Annotated in this window: 14 protein-coding genes; 8 read left to right on the forward strand and 6 right to left on the reverse strand. The window is 61.2% G+C overall.

Features of this window, described 5'->3' with window-relative positions; translation table 11 throughout:
- Window positions 1–97: 97 nt before the first annotated feature.
- The 8 genes from OH720_RS17220 (at window position 98) to OH720_RS17255 (ending at window position 9046) form a co-directional block, all read left to right on the forward strand.
- Window positions 98–1276: an MFS transporter gene (locus OH720_RS17220; RefSeq protein ID WP_272602158.1), complete on the forward strand. Its 1179-nt coding sequence runs from the start codon at window positions 98–100 to the stop codon at window positions 1274–1276.
- A gap of 158 nt (window positions 1277–1434) precedes the next feature.
- A complete protein-coding gene (locus OH720_RS17225; protein ID WP_272602159.1) occupies window positions 1435–2148 on the forward strand; it encodes an HPP family protein in 714 nt (237 codons plus the stop codon).
- 357 nt (window positions 2149–2505) lie between these two features.
- On the forward strand, window positions 2506–4125 hold the full coding sequence (locus OH720_RS17230; protein WP_272602160.1) for an acyl-CoA dehydrogenase family protein: 1620 nt from the start codon (window positions 2506–2508) through the stop codon (window positions 4123–4125).
- A 2-nt stretch (window positions 4126–4127) separates the two neighbouring features.
- Window positions 4128–5360 carry a cytochrome P450 gene (locus OH720_RS17235; RefSeq protein WP_272602161.1) on the forward strand — a complete coding sequence of 411 codons (1233 nt, stop codon included), beginning with the start codon at window positions 4128–4130 and terminating at the stop codon, window positions 5358–5360.
- On the forward strand, window positions 5357–5755 hold the full coding sequence (locus OH720_RS17240; RefSeq protein ID WP_272602162.1) for a Rid family hydrolase: 399 nt from the start codon (window positions 5357–5359) through the stop codon (window positions 5753–5755). The genes OH720_RS17235 and OH720_RS17240 overlap by 4 nt, the downstream gene beginning before the upstream one ends.
- Complete coding sequence (locus tag OH720_RS17245; protein ID WP_272602163.1) at window positions 5752–6615, forward strand: alpha/beta hydrolase; 864 nt, start codon at window positions 5752–5754, stop codon at window positions 6613–6615. Before OH720_RS17240 ends, OH720_RS17245 begins: the two co-directional genes overlap by 4 nt.
- Window positions 6616–6784: 169 nt before the next feature.
- The gene (locus OH720_RS17250) at window positions 6785–7891 is read left to right on the forward strand and encodes an enoyl-CoA hydratase/isomerase family protein (protein ID WP_272602164.1); all 1107 of its coding nucleotides are present in this window, start codon (window positions 6785–6787) and stop codon (window positions 7889–7891) included.
- Window positions 7892–7894: 3 nt separating this feature from the next.
- Window positions 7895–9046 carry an acyl-CoA dehydrogenase family protein gene (locus tag OH720_RS17255; RefSeq protein WP_272602165.1) on the forward strand — a complete coding sequence of 384 codons (1152 nt, stop codon included), beginning with the start codon at window positions 7895–7897 and terminating at the stop codon, window positions 9044–9046.
- Window positions 9047–9146: 100 nt separating this feature from the next.
- On the opposite strand, the gene OH720_RS17260 is transcribed toward OH720_RS17255, so the two are convergent.
- From OH720_RS17260 to OH720_RS17285, 6 genes are all read right to left on the reverse strand, one after another.
- Window positions 9147–9920, reverse strand: coding sequence for an enoyl-CoA hydratase (locus tag OH720_RS17260; protein WP_272602166.1), 774 nt, complete (start codon window positions 9918–9920; stop codon window positions 9147–9149).
- Between the two features lie 14 nt (window positions 9921–9934).
- Window positions 9935–11062, reverse strand: a complete 1128-nt coding sequence (locus OH720_RS17265) for an acyl-CoA dehydrogenase (RefSeq protein ID WP_272602167.1) — start codon at window positions 11060–11062, stop codon at window positions 9935–9937.
- 165 nt (window positions 11063–11227) lie between these two features.
- Window positions 11228–12421, reverse strand: a complete 1194-nt coding sequence (locus tag OH720_RS17270) for an acetyl-CoA C-acyltransferase (protein WP_272602168.1) — start codon at window positions 12419–12421, stop codon at window positions 11228–11230.
- A gap of 12 nt (window positions 12422–12433) precedes the next feature.
- Window positions 12434–13195, reverse strand: coding sequence for an SDR family NAD(P)-dependent oxidoreductase (locus OH720_RS17275; protein WP_272606469.1), 762 nt, complete (start codon window positions 13193–13195; stop codon window positions 12434–12436).
- A gap of 13 nt (window positions 13196–13208) precedes the next feature.
- Complete coding sequence (locus tag OH720_RS17280) at window positions 13209–14873, reverse strand: AMP-binding protein (RefSeq protein ID WP_272602169.1); 1665 nt, start codon at window positions 14871–14873, stop codon at window positions 13209–13211.
- Between the two features lie 248 nt (window positions 14874–15121).
- On the reverse strand, window positions 15122–16138 hold the full coding sequence (locus tag OH720_RS17285; protein WP_272602170.1) for an AraC family transcriptional regulator: 1017 nt from the start codon (window positions 16136–16138) through the stop codon (window positions 15122–15124).
- Window positions 16139–16425: the final 287 nt, after the last annotated feature.

A 16425-nucleotide genomic window follows, 5' to 3' on the forward strand; every position in this document is an offset into this window, starting at 1 on the left:
TCGCATTTGAATTGTGGGAGCCAGCCTGCTGGCGATTGGCCGCGACTCGGTATATCGGCGAACACTTCAACATCTGAATAAGGACATTTGCACTACCGTGGCCACTTACTCGCTCGTTATTCGCCGGCTGATGATCGTGTCGCTGACCATCGTCGTCAGCCGCGCCATCACCAGCCCGCTGCTCACCCTGTTCCTGAGCAACAAACTGGGCCTCAACCAGCAGGACGTCGGCTTGCTGCTGGGCATCGCGGTATTCATCGCCACCCTGCTCGCCCTGTACGGCGGCTACATCATCGACCGCCTGGAAAAACGCCGGTTGCTGATCCTGGCGATGCTCTCCAGCGCCATCGGCTTCGTGCTGCTGACCTTTGCCGAAAACCTCTACCTGACCACCCTGACCCTGGTGATCACCGAAACTGCCTCGGCCTTGTTCCTCATCGGCTCCAAGGCGATCCTCAGCGAAAACCTGCCCATGGGCCAACGTGCCAAGGCATTTTCCCTGCGCTACACCCTGACCAACATCGGCTACGCCACCGGCCCCATGCTCGGCGTGGTGATCGCCGGGGTCTATCCGATCGCGCCGTTCCTGATCGCCGGGGGCATCGCGTTCTTCAGCATCTTCCTGATGCTGGGTATCCCCAGGGACTCAGCGCAGACACCGACAATCAGCCAACCGCAGAGCTTCCTCAAGACCCTGGTCACCCTGAAAAACGACCGCACGCTGATCATGTTCACCTGCGGCTGTCTGCTCAGCACCGTGGTGCACGGGCGCTTCACCCTGTACCTGTCGCAATACCTGCTGGTCACCGAAGATTCCAAACGCGCCCTGGAAACCATGGCGGCCCTGCTCGCCTGCAATGCGATCAGCGTGATCCTGCTGCAATACCAGATCGGCCGCTTCCTCAACCGCGAGCAACTGCGTTACTGGATCGCAGGCGGCACCAGCCTGTTCATTGTCGGGCTGATCGGTTTCAGCCTGGCCGACAGCCTGGTGGGCTGGTGCGTGGCGATGTTCATCTTCACCCTCGGCGAAATGATCATCTACCCGGCCGAATTCCTCTTCGTCGACACCCTGGCCCCGGAAGAACTGCGCGGCAGCTACTACGGCGCGCAAAACCTGGCCGCCCTCGGTGGCGCATTGAGCCCGGTGATCTGTGGCTTCCTGTTGATGCACACCCCGGCGCCGACCATGTTCTATGCCTTGAGCGCGCTGACGGCCATGGGCGGTTTCCTGTGTTTCATGAGTGGCCGGCGCGTGGCGATACATCAGAAATAATGAACTGAAGCTTCATTAATATGAATTTGTCAGCATCGGGAAGGCACGGCACACTGTCACCGTTCCTCCCCCAACAGTTGGAACACCTTCAAGGGCTTTCCGGGTTTCCCAGGCAAGGCCCTTTTTTTTCCCCGGTTTTTAATGGAACGATGTTCATCATGCTTGCTCGCTGGTTGCCCGCCGCTATCAATACCCGCCCCTCGGAATGGAGTCGCGCCGCCATCGGCATGGCGCTGGGAACGATGTTCAGCGTCTGGCTGTGCGCTCAGGTATTCGGCATGCAAGTGGCGCAGCACCTGGTCGGTCCGCTGGGTGCCTCGGCGGTACTGCTGTTTGCCGTGTCGTCCGGCGCGCTCGCGCAACCCTGGTCGATACTCGGCGGTTATTTGAGCGCCGCAGTGGTAGCCCTATTGGTGGCTCACGTGCTCGGACGGACCCTGGGCAGTGCTTGCCTGGCGGCGGGCATGGCGCTGATCCTGATGTGCTGGCTGCGTTGCCTGCACCCGCCGGCCGGAGCGCTGGCATTGCTGTTGGTCCTGGCCGACCCCGCGACCATTGCCATGGACTGGAAAGCCCTGGGCCCGGTGATGCTCGCAGCACTGACCATGCTGTTCAGTGCCCTGGCCTACAACAATCTCACGCGCATCCGTTACCCGAAACGCGCCAGCGAACCGGTGGCCGTAGTGCCCGCCGACCACCCTCCCGTCGACAGCCAGGCGATCACCGCCCAGGACCTGAAACTGGCCCTGGCGCAGATGGAGGCCTTCATTGACGTCACCCCCGAAGACCTTGAACAGCTGATCCATGCCACTGAGCTGCAGGCCAGGCGACGCAGTATTGGTGAGGTGTTGTCCCGCACGACGTCCGACTAGTGGTCGATGTTGCACCTTGCCCTGAATGGTTCAGCGACTACAGTGAAAAACGTACCGCACAGAGTTGTCTGCCTTTCACTACGAAGTCTGGCTCGCCGTAAAAGTCCAGTAGCGATGACACAGGAAGTCTGGCTATGGAGAAATACTCAACGTTGTTGGGTGGCGATGCTGGCTTTGCGCTTTGACAGAACCGCGCCTCCTTGTGAAACACCGCGACTCCCTCGCGTAACCAGCCGTGGGCAAGAAAAATAGCCCCGGCTGCCAAGGCCCGTGATTTCGCGTGCTTCAAGTTCCGCCAGCTCTCTGACTCTGGTGGTTTCGAAACTGTTTTTTCGAAATCTACGAGAGGAACATCCGATGAGCACCTCACTCCTGGAACGGCTGGGCACCCCGCTGTTCGACCCCGGGAAACGGCACCAGCTGCCGCTGCGCAATTACATGGACCTGACCATCGAGCGCATGCGCACGATTGTGCGCGATGGCCTGATCACCAATGACATGTGGCTGGGCCAGGCACGTCAGTCAGACTTTCGCCAGATGTATGAATGCACGGGGTTGATCGGCGCCTACGACTATGCGCTGTTCTCGTCGATCGTCGACCACATGATCGCCGGCAACGCCCTGTTCGCCCAGGCAAGCGCACTGCAAGTGGCGTGCTACCGCCAGGAAGTGATCGAGATGGGCGCGGTGTATGCCTTTGGCTGTACCGAGATCAGCAGCGGCTCGGATGTGCGCAACCTGCAAACCCGCGTCACCTTCGACCGGCAAGGCCAGTGTCTGATCCTGCATACGCCGTCCCCGGCCGCCTGCAAGTTCTGGATCGGCAATGCCTTGCACGCAGCGCAAGTGGTCATGGTGCTGGCGCGTTTGATCGTCGACGGCGAGGACGAAGGGTTGCACTGGTTTCGGGTGCCGATCCGCGAGCAGGAGAATGGCCCGTTGTTTCCCGGCGTCAAGGTCATGGCCTGCGATCCCAAGGGAGGAATCCACGCCAACCAGGTGGCCGGCATACGTTTCGAGCAGATGAAACTGTCGCTCGATGCGTTGATGCAACGGCACGCATACTTCAAGGACGGCAACTTCAGCAGCGATGTGCCCAGAAGCGAACGCCTGACCTGCGCCATGGAGACGTTCATCCAGGAACGTTTGTTGCTCCTGGCCGCTGCGAGCAGCGGCGCTGGCCTGTGCGCCCACCTGGCCTACCGTTTCGCCGGCCATCGCCAGGTCCAGGCCGGCAATACGCACGTACCGCTGTTGGGTAAACCGTTGATTCGCCAACGGCTATACACCGAACAACTCAAGGCGCTGGCCCTGAAGCTGTTGGAACAGGCCATCGTATCGAAATTCGAAGCGCACTGGGATCAGCGGCACAAGCGCAAGGAACTGCACATCCTCGCCGCCGTAGCCAAAAGCGTCGGTACCTGGATGGCGCTGGATGTCATGGGCATGTGCCGGGAAATCTGCGGTTCCCAGGGTTTTCACCATTACAACCAGATCGTCACGTTGCGCATGGACTGCGAGATCAGCGTCACGTTTGCAGGGGACAACAGTGTCATGGCCTACCAGGTGGCCAGGGATGCGATCACCCGGCCGCGTTTTGCTTCACGCCCTACCGCCAACGTTGCCCAGCGCATCGAGAAGAAAATTGTCGAACACTGTGCAAATCCGGGTGAAGTCTCCCACCGACAAGCCGTCGCTCTGACCTACGCGCGCGCCCTCGACCTGATTATCGCGGAAGTCGAGAGCAATCAACTGGTGTCGCCGCAAACGTTGCATGACCTGATCGAGGTGTTTCAGAGGCAATTAAGCGAAGGAGGATTCGTCGCCAACAGCAACGAGCTGGACAGTCACGCCAGCGAAGCTCAACTGGCCATGCTGGCGGCCTTGCTGAGACCGCCGTGCGAACTGGTCAGCGCCCCCATCGACAAGCCGGATTACATCCGCCAGTTCACTGCTGCGCTGTTCGGGGAGCAGTGATCATGGATACGCAATTGCTGCTCGACTTCACCCGTCGCCAAACGGTCTGCGACCCCTACCCGGCTTACCATTACCTGCGTGAGCACCATCCGGTCTATTGGTGCCCACACTTCAAGGCCTGGTTCCTGACTCGCTACAGCGATGTCTTCGCCGCGCAAGGCGATGCCAGGCGCTACTCCTCGAACCGCATTCAGCAGTTGGTCGATGCCCAGGTGCCCGAGGAAAAACGGGCGCAACTGGCAGGGTTCGTCAAGCTCGCCTCGGACTGGATGTACTCCCGGGACGGTGATGAACACAAGGCCAGCCGCCACCTGTTGAGCCGGGCCTTTACGCCCCGCGCCATCGAGACCTTGAGGCACACCATCGAGGTCATCAGCGACGAGGAGCTGTCTTGCCTCGAACAGCAAACCGATCTGATGGCAAACCTCTTCAACCGCGTACCGGCGCTGATCCTGGCCAAGCTCTACGGCATCGCGCGCGAGGACGCGTTGAAGCTGCGACGCTGGACCGATGACATCCTGATATTCCTGGTCGGCAGCCTCGACCCCGACTATGGACCGGCGCAAGCGCTCCAGGGTGTGGAGGAAATGTACGCGTATTTCGCCGACGTCATCGAACAGCGCCGCCAACAGCCGCAGGACGATCTGGTCAGCCGGGTACTGGAGGTCGGCAAGGACAGCACATCGAGCAACGAAGACGTATTGGCGCAGATCGTCTTCATCCTCGTGGCGGGTTACACCACCAGCGCCGATCAGTTGTGCATCGGCTTGCTGCATTTGCTTGAGCATCCGCAGCAGCACCAGGCCTTGATAGCCGACCTGAGTCTGGTCAAACCGGCCATCGAGGAGATGCTGCGCTTCGATTCCGCCGGGTCATTCAGCCATCGCGTGCTCAAGGAAGATGTGGAAATCGACGGTGTCACGATGAAACAAGGCCAGCTGGTCTACCTGATGCGCGCCGCCGCCAACCGTGACCCGGCGAAGTTCGAACACCCTGATCACTTCGACATCCAGCGCAAGCCCAACGATCACCTGGCATTCGGCCGCGGTGAGCACTTCTGCATGGGCACCGCGTTATTCCGCCTGGAAGCGGAAGTGGTGTTCACCTCGTTATTCAAGCGATTTCCGGCGTTGCGCCTGATTGAGCAACAACCGGCGATATGGCGAACCAACAACCTGCAGTTTCGGGGATTGAAATCACTGCCCATCGATCTGGGCAAAGGAGCGGCACAATGAAAATCCAACGTGTTTTTTCGCAAGCCCCATGGGAAAAAATTGCCGGATACTGCCGGGCAATACGCGTCGGCGAGCGGATTTTGATGGGCGGCACCGTGGCGTTTGATGAAAAAGGCAAACCCTTCAAACCGGGTAATGCCTATAAGCAGACCCTGCGTTGCCTGGAGATCATCGAAGACTCCATCAAACAGCTTGGCGTCGACCGGCGAAGCATCATCGGTATCCGCATCTACACCACCAGCATGAAGTTCTGGCCGGACATCGCCAAGGCGCACAAGAAGTTTTTCAAGGGGCACCCGCCGACATTGATGTGCCTGGCGGTCAGCGACTTGATCAGTAAGGAATATGTGGTCGAAATCACCACCGAGGCCACGGCCTGCGAGCTCGATCAATGACGGCCTCGCGGCGGGACCCGAGACCTGAGGTGGAAGACGTCAGGACTGCACTGCGCGAGTTGATGGTTGTCAGGGTTCGCGACCTGATCATGGAAAATCAGGGACGAGCACTGCCTCTACGGCTCTACACGCCTGCCGGCCCGGGCCCCTACCCCGTACTGATGTTTTTCCACGGGGGTGGATGGGTCACCGGGGATCTGGATACCCACGACGGCTTTTGCCGGCACATGTGTGAGTGGGCAGGTTGCGCCGTGGTGGCCGTGGACTATGCCCGTCCTCCGGAACACCGATTCCCTGCGGCAGTGGAAGATTGCTGTGCCGCCACGCAATGGATTATTGACGAAGGCCCGGGCCTGGGGTTGCTTCCTTCGCGAATGGCCGTGGCGGGCGGCGGTTCCGGGGGCGGGCTGGCAGCTGTCGTCAGCCAGTGGGCCCTCGCACGGGGTTCGCCACGGCTGGCGTTTCAACTGCTGCTCTATCCTTTGCTCGATTGCCTGGCGAACAATCCCTCCCATGACGAGTTCGCCAAAGGACCTGGGCTGACCGGTGAAATGCTCGAGTGGTACATCGAACATTACATACCGGAGGGCATGTCCCGTGCGGACCCGAGACTCTCACCTGTTTACGCTAAAACCCTGCGAGGCTTGCCACCGGCGTTGGTCATCACCTCAGGACTTGATGTATTGCGGGACGAGGGACGGCAATACGCGCGTCAACTCAAGAAGGCTGATGTCCTGGTGCAACACAAGGAGTACACCGACATGCCCCACGGGTTCGTCAACTATCCGGCTCGCTACGATCCGGCAAAACAGGCGCTGCTCTTGTGCACACAAGTCCTGCAAGAGCACTTGCATCGTTGAGGGGTCCATAAAGCCGGGACAGCTCGCCCCGGCTTTTGTCCGCCCATGCATAAATGCAGATACGACCTGCATCATTTCGCCTTGTAAACGGCAAATTTGCACTGTTACGATCCTGCATCGCTCGCGCGCGAGCTTGTCTATAAAGAACAATAAAAGCAGGGAGTTAGTGATGACTGCTCAGGTTTTATCGAAGGGGACTTCGTCCATGGATGCCACACAGAACGAAGTGCTGGCCGAGGTTCGCAACCACATCGGTCACCTGACCCTCAACCGCCCCGCCGGCCTCAACGCCATCACCCTGGACATGGTGCGCGACCTGCAGCGTCAGCTCGACGCCTGGGCACAGGATGAGCAGGTGCATGCGGTGGTGCTGCGCGGTGCCGGGGAAAAAGCCTTCTGTGCCGGTGGCGACATTCGCTCGCTGTACGACAGCTTCAAGAGCGGCGACACCCTGCACGAAGATTTCTTCGTCGAGGAATACGCCCTCGACCTCGCGATTCACCATTACCGCAAACCGGTGCTGGCCTTGATGGACGGCTTCGTGCTGGGCGGCGGCATGGGCCTGGTACAAGGCGCCGACCTGCGGGTGGTCACCGAAAAAAGTCGACTGGCGATGCCTGAAGTCGGCATCGGTTATTTCCCCGACGTTGGCGGCAGCTACTTCCTGCCGCGCATCCCCGGGGAACTGGGGATTTACCTGGGCGTCAGCGGCGTGCAGATCCGCGCGGCCGATGCGCTGTACTGCGGTCTGGCCGATTGGTACCTGGACAGCAGCAAGCTGGCCACACTGGATGAAAGACTCGATCAACTGCAGTGGAATGACACGCCACTGAAGGACCTTCAGGGCCTGCTGGCGAAACTCGGAGTGCAACAGTTGCCCGATGCGCCGCTGGCCGCCTTGCGCCCGGCTATCGACCACTTCTTCGCCTTGCCCGATGTGCCGAGTATTGTGGAGCAACTGCGTGAAGTAACGGTCGCCGACAGCCATGAGTGGGCCACGACCACCGCCGACCTGCTGCAGACCCGCTCACCTTTGGCCATGGGCGTGACCCTGGAAATGCTCCGCCGCGGTCGGCAGCTGGGCCTTGAACAGTGCTTCGCCCTTGAGCTGCACCTGGACCGCCAGTGGTTCGAGCGCGGCGACCTGATCGAGGGCGTGCGCGCCTTGCTGATCGACAAAGACAAGAATCCGCGCTGGAACCCGCCTACCCTGCAGGCGCTGGACGCCGAGCACGTAGCAAGTTTCTTCAACGGTTTCGATGAGAGCGGGAGCTAAGCCATGCACGATCTCGAATTGACAGAAGAACAAGTCATGATCCGCGACATGGCCCGGGACTTTGCCCGTGGCGAAATCGCGCCCCACGCCCAGGCCTGGGAAAAAGCCGGCTGGATCGACGACGCCCTGGTGGCGAAGATGGGTGAGCTGGGCCTGCTGGGCATGGTGGTTCCCGAGGAATGGGGCGGCACCTATGTCGATTACGTTGCCTATGCCCTGGCGGTGGAAGAAATCTCTGCCGGCGACGGCGCCACCGGCGCATTCATGAGCATCCACAACTCGGTGGGCTGCGGGCCGGTGCTCAACTACGGCAGCGAAGAACAGAAACAAACCTGGCTGGCGGACCTGGCCAGCGGCCAAGTCATCGGTTGCTTCTGCCTGACCGAACCACAAGCCGGTTCCGAGGCGCACAACCTGCGCACCCGCGCCGAATTGCGCGATGGCCAGTGGGTGATCAACGGCGCGAAGCAGTTTGTCAGCAACGGCAAGCGGGCCAAGCTGGCCATCGTGTTTGCCGTGACCGACCCGGACCTGGGCAAGCGCGGCATTTCCGCGTTTCTGGTGCCCACCGATACCCCGGGCTTCATCGTCGACCGCACCGAGCACAAAATGGGTATCCGCGCCTCCGATACCTGCGCGGTCACCCTGAACAACTGCAGCATTCCAGAAGCCAACCTGCTGGGTGAACGCGGCAAGGGCCTGGCCATTGCCCTGTCCAACCTCGAAGGCGGTCGCATCGGTATCGCCGCCCAGGCACTGGGCATTGCCCGCGCGGCGTTCGAAGCGGCGCTGACCTATTCGCGCGAGCGCGTGCAGTTTGGCAAAACGATCAATGAACACCAGAGCATCGCCAACCTGCTGGCCGACATGCACATGCAACTGAATGCCGCACGGCTGATGATCCTGCACGCGGCACGCCTGCGCACGGCTGGCAAGCCGTGTCTGTCGGAGGCTTCGCAAGCCAAGCTGTTTGCTTCGGAAATGGCCGAGAAAGTCTGCTCCTCAGCGATTCAGATTCATGGCGGGTATGGCTATCTGGAAGATTACCCGGTCGAGAAGTATTACCGGGATGCGCGGATTACGCAGATCTATGAAGGGTCGAGCGAGATTCAGCGGATGGTGATTGCCCGGGAACTGAAGAACTATCTGGTGTGAGGCCTTAAAAGCTTCGCGGGCAAGCCTCGCTCCTACAGGGGAATGCATATTCCCTGTAGGAGCGAGGCTTGCCCGCGAAGACGTCAGCGAAAACGCTATATTACTTGCCTTGGAACTCAGGCTCACGCTTGGCAATAAACGCCGCCATCCCTTCCTTCTGATCCTGCGTCGCAAACGCCGCATGGAACACCCGGCGCTCAAAGCGCACGCCTTCGGACAGGCTCACTTCAAAGGCGCGGTTGACGCTTTCCTTGACCATCATCGCAATCGGTAGCGACTTTTTAGCGATCAATGCCGCCACTTTCAGCGCTTCATCCAGCAGTTCATCGCTTGGCACGATGCGCGCCACGATGCCGCAACGCTCCGCTTCCACGGCGTCGATCAAACGCCCGCTCAGGCACATTTCCATGGCCTTGGCCTTGCCCACGGCGCGGGTCAGGCGCTGGGTGCCGCCCATGCCCGGCAACACGCCGAGGTTGATTTCCGGCTGGCCGAATTTGGCGTTATCGCCGGCCAGGATGAAATCGCACATCAGCGCCAGCTCACAGCCGCCCCCCAGGGCGAAACCGTTGACGGCGGCAATGATCGGCTTGCGGCGGTTGGCCACGCGGTCGCTGTCGCTGAACAGGTCGTCGATATAGATCTGCGGATAGGTCAGCTCGGCCATTTCCTTGATGTCGGCACCGGCGGCAAAGGCCTTTTTCGAACCGGTCAGGACGATGCAGCCGATGTTTGAGTCGGCCTCGAAGCCGTCGAGGGCCTGGTTCAGTTCGCTGACGATCCGCGCATTCAACGCGTTCAGCGCCTGCGGGCGGTTAAGGGTAATCAGGCCGACCCGGCCATGGGTTTCCAGCAAAATCGTTTCGTAGCTCACAAGTGGTTTCCTTTTCAAAGATTGCGTGAAATGACCATGCGTTGAATATCGCTGGTGCCTTCGTAGATCTGGCAGACCCGCACGTCGCGGTAGATCCGCTCCAGAGGGAAGTCGTTCAAGTAACCGTAACCGCCCAGGGTTTGCAGCGCCGAGGAGCATACCTTCTCGGCCATTTCGGAAGCGAACAGCTTGGCCATCGACGCTTCCACCAGCGCCGGCTTGCCGCTGTCCCGCAGCGCCGCCGCGTAATGCACCATCTGCCGCGCCACGGCGATCTGGGTCGCCATGTCCGCCAGGCGAAATGCCACGGCCTGGTGTTCGATGATCGGCTTGCCAAAGCTCTCGCGTTCACGGGCATAGTCGCGCGCCGCTTCGAACGCGGCGCGGGCCATGCCCACTGATTGTGAGGCGATGCCAACGCGCCCGCCTTCGAGGTTGGCCAGGGCGATCCGGTAGCCTTCGCCTTCTTCGCCCAGGCGGTTGGCGACTGGCACTTTCACGTCTTCAAAGAGAATCTGGCAGGTGTCCGAGGCGTGCTGGCCGAGCTTGTCCTCGACCCGGGCGACTTTATAGCCTGGCGAATCGGTGGGCACGATGAATGCCGTGATGCCGCGCTTGCCGGCAGCCGGGTCGGTCACGGCGAACACGATCACCACCCCGGCGTTCTGCCCGGAGGTGATGAACTGTTTGCAGCCGTTGAGCACGTAGTGATCGCCTTCCAGGCGCGCACGGGTTTTCAGGCCGCTGGCGTCGGAGCCGGCCTGGGGTTCGGTCAGGGCAAAAGCACCGAGCATCGCGCCGCTGGCCAGGGGCTTGAGAAAGCGCTCTTTCTGGTCATCGTTGCCGTAGTTGAGGATCGGCACGCAACCTACCGAGTTGTGCACGCTCATGATGGTCGAGCAGGCACCGTCGCCCGCGGCGATTTCTTCCAGGGCCATGGCGTAGGCCAGGTAACCGGTATCGCAACCGCCCCACTGCTCCGGCACCAGCATGCCGAAGAAGCCCAGTTCGCCCATCTCGGCGATGGCTTCCTTGGGGAAACGGTGTTCACGGTCCCACTCGGCGGCGAACGGTTTCAGCCGTTCCTGGGCAAAGTCCCGGGCCGCGTCACGTATCTGCTGTTGTTCGTCATTGGGGATCATGGTGAATCCTTAAAAATTTCAGCCGTCGTTCACATTACCTGCTTGAAACACTGAACCTGTGGGAGCGGGCTTGCCCGCGATGAGGCCGTCACATCCAACACATTTGTTGATTGGCAGTCCGTCATCGCGGGCAAGCCCGCTCCCACAGGGATTGGCGTTCACCTTTTAATAGAGGCATTCCACGGCCATGGCCGTCGCTTCGCCGCCACCGATGCAGATCGCCGCCACGCCACGCTTCAGGCCTTTCTGGCGCAGGGCCGAGAGCAGGGTCACGACAATCCGCGCGCCAGACGCACCGATCGGGTGGCCCAGGGCGCAAGCGCCGCCGTGCACGTTGAGCTTCTCGTGGGGGATTTCCAGCTGGGTCATCGCCGCCATGCCGACCACGGCGAAGGCTTCGTTGACTTCGACCAAATCGACCTGATCCAGCGACCAGCCGGTCTTCTTCATCAGCTTCTTGATCGCGCCAATCGGCGCCACCGGGAACAGGCCCGGGGTATCGGCGAAGGCCGCATGACCATGGATCACCGCCAGCGGCTTGAGGCCACGCTTGTCGGCTTCGGAACGACGCATCAGCACCAGTGCGGCCGCGCCGTCGGAGATCGAGCTGGAGTTGGCCGCCGTTACGGTACCGCCATCGCGAAACGCAGGCTTCAGCGAGGCGATCTTGTCCAGCCGGGCTTTCGGTGGCTGCTCGTCGTTGCTGATCGTCACCTGCTCCTTGCCGACGGTGACAGTCAACGGCACGATCTCGTCCTTGAAGCTGCCGTCCTTGATCGCCTGCTGTGCACGGGTGGTCGAGGCCACCGCAAACGCATCCTGGGCCTCACGGCTGAAGCCGTGGGTTTCGGCGCAGTCTTCGGCGAAGGTGCCCATCAGGCGCCCCTTGTCGTAGGCGTCTTCCAATCCGTCGAGGAACATCGAATCGAGCACCCGGCCATGCCCCATGCGATAACCACTGCGGGCGCGGTCCAGCAGGTACGGCGCGTTGGACATGCTTTCCATGCCACCGGCGACGACCACCTCGGCGCTGCCGGCCAGCAGCATGTCGTGGGCCAGGATGGCCGCTTCCATGCCCGAGCCGCACATCTTGTTGAGGGTGGTGCAACGGGTCGACTTATCCAGCCCGGCACCCAGCGCCGCCTGACGCGCGGGCGCCTGGCCCTGGCCGGCAGGCAGGACGCAGCCGAACAGCACTTCGTCGACGGCATCGCTTGCAACACCGGCACGCTCAACCGCGGCCTTGATCGCGGCGGCGCCGAGTTGCGGCGCGGTGAGGCTTTTCAGTTCGCCCTGGAAACCGCCCATCGGGGTGCGGACGGCGCTGACGATAACAATCGGATCGTTGGCAATAGTCATGACAAATCCTCCTTATTTGGCCGCCATGCGCAAGGCACCGTCGAGACGGATCACCTCGCCATTGAGCATGCTGTTTTCAATGATATGCCGAACCAGGGACGCGTACTCGGCAGGTTTGCCCAGGCGCGGCGGGAACGGTACGCCGGCGGCCAGGGAATCGCGAACTTCCTGGGTCATGCCGGCCATCATCGGCGTTTCGAAAATGCCTGGGGCGATGGTCATTACGCGGATGCCGAAACGCGCCAGTTCACGGGCGACAGGCAAGGTCAGGCTGACGATGGCGCCTTTCGACGCTGCATAGGCCGCTTGGCCGATTTGGCCGTCATAGGCCGCCGCAGAGGCGGTGTTGATGATCACGCCGCGTTCGCCATCGGCGTCCGCTTCGGTCTCGGCAATCGCCGCCGACGCCAGGCGCAGCATGTTGAAGCTGCCGATCAGGTTGACGTTGATCACCTGGCTGAAGCTGGCCAGGGCGTGCGGACCGTTCTTGCCGAGGATCTTTTCGCCACGCACGATGCCGGCACAGTTGACCAGGCCGTTGAGACCGCCAAAGGCCTTGACCGTGGCCTGTACCGCGGCCTCGGCGGCTGCTTCGTCGCTGATGTCCGCCACCACGCTTTGCGCGCCCAGGCGCTGGGCCTGGGCCGCGACGGCTTCGGTGTTCATGTCCACCAGCATCACCTTGGCACCGGCCGCGACCAGCATTTCAGCGGTTGCCGCACCCAGCCCGGAAGCACCGCCGGTGACGAGAAAAACCTTGTTTTCGATCTGCATCATTGTTTCCTTTTCAAGCTGGAACGTTCTTCGCGGCGGCCTCTTGAGCCTTGGCGATTTCCTGGTTGCGCAAGATAAAGCGCTGCAATTTGCCGCTTGGGGTTTTCGGCAACTCGCTGACAAATTCGATTTCGCGGGGATACGAGTGAGCCGCCAGGCGCTTGCGCACGTATTGGCGCAACTCTTCGACCAGCTCCGGCGTGGCGCGGTATTGCGAGCAGATCACGACGAACGCCTTGACCAGCTCGGTGCGTTCCGGATCGGGCTTGCCGACCACGGCGGCTTCGACCACCGCCGGGTGCTCGATCAACGCACTTTCCACATCGAACGGACCGACGCGGTAGCCGGAGGTGGTGATCACGTCGTCGCTACGGCCGACGAAGCTGATGCTGCCGTCCGGGTTCCACTCGACCGTGTCGCCGCTCAAGTAATAATTGCCGACGAAGGCCTTGGTCGGTACGCCTTGGTAACCGGCGAACCAGCACATCGGCGACTGGCTGCGGTCGATGGCCAGAATGCCCGGTTGGCCGACGCCCAGTTCCTGGTAGTCGTCGTCCAGCACCACGATGCGGTGGCCGGGCGAGGCAAAACCGGCGGCGCCCATATGGATCGGGTGCTCCAGGCCGTGGTGGTTGCACAGCACCATACCCAGCTCGGTCTGGCCGTAATGGTCATGGATGACCACCTGCAGATTATCGGCGAACCAGCGGATCACTTCCGGGTTAAGCGGCTCGCCAGCACTGCTGACAATGCGCAGCTTGCCTTTGATCGACCTGGCGAATTCTTCGCCACCGGCGATCAACAGGCGATACGCCGTCGGTGAACCGGTGAGGTTGGTAATCCCGTACTTGTTGATCACCCGGCAGGTGCTTTCCAGGGTAAACGGGCCATCGTAGAAGGTGATCGGGTGCCCCAGGGCCAAGGGACCTGTGACGCCAAAATAGATGCCGTAGGCCCAGCCCGGGTCGGCCAGGTTCCAGAAGGCATCTTCGGGGCGCAGATCCACCGCGTCACGGGTGTAGCCCTGGAAGGCGACGATGGCCTTGAGCGGCACGGACAGTGCTTTCGAAGGACCGGTGGTGCCCGAGGTGAACATCAGCAGGAACGGGTCTTCGCCGGTCAGCAGCACCGGTTCGCAAACATTGGCGTAGTTGGCCAATTCGGCCCAGAAGCTGTAATCACCGCGGACAATTCCCTGCCCCTTGGGGCCTGCGACAGTGACGATGGTCGGGCAGTCGGCGACCTCCGCGAGTTTCGCGCGATTGACCGCGTCGGTGACCACCACCTTGGCCCCGGAACTGCCCAGGCGATGCTCGATGGCCTTGGGGCCGAAGGCGGTAAACAAGGGTTGATAGACCGCGCCGATGCGCCAGGTGGCGAACACGGTGACCAGCAATTCGATATTGCGTGGCAGGAGACCGGCGACCTTGTCGCCTTTCTTCACGCCCAAGGCCTGCAGGAAGTTGGCAAAACGCGCGGCTTTGTCCTGCAGGTCTTTGAAGGTGTAGGTCGCGCTGGTGCCGTCACGGCCCTCCCAGAACAGCGCGATACGCCCAGGCAGCGCATGCCGGTCACAACACTCGATGCAGGCGTTGAGAGCGGTCAGATTGCCTGCGAGAGCGGCATCGACGGTGTGCTGGTAGTTGAACTGTGAAACAGCAGACAAGTAATCGCGCATTGCCAAAGTCCCTGTATTTTTTGTTAGGTGGGGGGAACCGTAACCAACAGGGAAATACTCGCTCTGCGCGGGGTGTCGGGCAATGGTCAAAGTTATCAAGTTGCTTGACTGGTTTGGCCAAGGAATCGAGAGGTGTGGCGCCTGTGCGGCCGCCTTCGCGGGCAAGCCTCGCTCCTACAGGAGATCATCGTCCCGTAGGAGCGAGGCTTGCCCGCGAAGAGGCCCGCACATACAACCAGAAATCCGGGTCAATGGGTTTCGTTGAGAATCAAGCTTCGGTAATGCCCGGGATTGGACCCCGACCATTTGCGAAACGCCTTGTAGAACGAACTCGTATCGGCAAACCCCAGCCGGGTCGCGATTTCGGCGAAGCTGATGGCAGGTTCCGCCAGCCAGCTGATTGCCAGCTCCTTGCGCACGCTGTCCTTGAGCCCCTGGTATGTCTGGCCTTCCTCGGCCAGACGGCGGCGCAGGGTCGAGGCCGACATGCACAGGCGTTGCGCCAGGGCTTCGGTCTCCGGCCAGAGCTCCGCGGGCAGTTGTCGCAGGTCCTGCTTGATGCGGCTGGCCAGGCTTTGCGGATCGCGGTACTTGACCAGGATGTTGGCCGGCGCATGGGCCAGGAAGCGCCGCAACTCTTCATCGCTGCGCTTGATCGGCAAACCCAGGCAGTCGGCGGAAAAGATCATCCGCGTGCGCGGTCGGTCGAAGCGCAGGTTCTCGGAGAACATCACCTGATAGTCATGGCAGAAATCCGGCTGCGCACAGCGCAGCTCGATTGCCAGGATCGGAATTCGACGCCCGGCCAGCCAACAGGCCACGCCGTGCACGATCATCCAGTAGGTAAAGTAAGTAAAGGCGCGGCGCGGCTCATGGTCGTCTTCGTGCAACACGATTTCCGCCAGGCTTTGCTGATGCACCAGCTCGGCGGGCATGCGCTCGAGCATCAACGACAGGAAGCTCAAACCACTGGTGAGCCCGGCCGCCAGGCTCGGCTGGACCATGGCACAGCGACAGAGGAACTCCAGGCTGCCGGATTTGAGCTTGCGCGGGTCCATGCCAAAAAATTCGTCATCCCCCCGCCGGGCCAACAAGCGCCACAGACGCGCATAGGCACTGGCCGGGACACGGGCGTCGCTGCTGCCGAGCAACGCCGGATCGATGCCGACCTTGTGCAACACCTCATCGGTGGCCGCGCCCGGGTCGCAACTTTGCAGCAGCGCTTCACGCACCAGCTGAATGGAAATGGTGTCTTTTTCCGACATTGCGCGAGGCGTGCCCTGTTCTGGTTCGAGGTGGTGGGCATATTAGCGCAGCGGCTGGCTTGTCGGCGAAGGCGGCCTGGTAGCCGACCTGTTATTTGTTGTCGGAGTACATATCCATTGCTGCGGTAACGGCCGCCTATCTTTTGTTGACTGCGTACATATCCATTTCTGCGGTAACGGCCTCCTATGGTTTCGCTCTTATGTATGGACTCGCCCCCACTGGCCACCTGTTTTTCAAACACTGCTACCCGGTTGCATCTATGTATAAGGCCTGTTCGAGGAAGCCC

Origin of the sequence: Pseudomonas sp. WJP1 (assembly GCF_028471945.1) — a bacterium.
GTDB lineage: Bacteria > Pseudomonadota > Gammaproteobacteria > Pseudomonadales > Pseudomonadaceae > Aquipseudomonas.

What these genes read in the sequence shown, in the direction of transcription:
- OH720_RS17225 (WP_272602159.1), top strand. Translation starts at nt 1,435, where the DNA reads ATGCTTGCTCGCTGGTTGCCCGCCGCTATCAATACCCGCCCCTCGGAA.
- OH720_RS17230 (WP_272602160.1), top strand. Translation starts at nt 2,506, where the DNA reads ATGAGCACCTCACTCCTGGAACGGCTGGGCACCCCGCTGTTCGACCCC.
- OH720_RS17235 (WP_272602161.1), top strand. Translation starts at nt 4,128, where the DNA reads ATGGATACGCAATTGCTGCTCGACTTCACCCGTCGCCAAACGGTCTGC.
- OH720_RS17240 (WP_272602162.1), top strand. Translation starts at nt 5,357, where the DNA reads ATGAAAATCCAACGTGTTTTTTCGCAAGCCCCATGGGAAAAAATTGCC.
- OH720_RS17245 (WP_272602163.1), top strand. Translation starts at nt 5,752, where the DNA reads ATGACGGCCTCGCGGCGGGACCCGAGACCTGAGGTGGAAGACGTCAGG.
- OH720_RS17250 (WP_272602164.1), top strand. Translation starts at nt 6,785, where the DNA reads ATGACTGCTCAGGTTTTATCGAAGGGGACTTCGTCCATGGATGCCACA.
- OH720_RS17255 (WP_272602165.1), top strand. Translation starts at nt 7,895, where the DNA reads ATGCACGATCTCGAATTGACAGAAGAACAAGTCATGATCCGCGACATG.
- OH720_RS17265 (WP_272602167.1), bottom strand. Translation starts at nt 11,062, where the DNA reads ATGATCCCCAATGACGAACAACAGCAGATACGTGACGCGGCCCGGGAC.
- OH720_RS17270 (WP_272602168.1), bottom strand. Translation starts at nt 12,421, where the DNA reads ATGACTATTGCCAACGATCCGATTGTTATCGTCAGCGCCGTCCGCACC.
- OH720_RS17275 (WP_272606469.1), bottom strand. Translation starts at nt 13,195, where the DNA reads ATGCAGATCGAAAACAAGGTTTTTCTCGTCACCGGCGGTGCTTCCGGG.
- OH720_RS17280 (WP_272602169.1), bottom strand. Translation starts at nt 14,873, where the DNA reads ATGCGCGATTACTTGTCTGCTGTTTCACAGTTCAACTACCAGCACACC.
- OH720_RS17285 (WP_272602170.1), bottom strand. Translation starts at nt 16,138, where the DNA reads ATGTCGGAAAAAGACACCATTTCCATTCAGCTGGTGCGTGAAGCGCTG.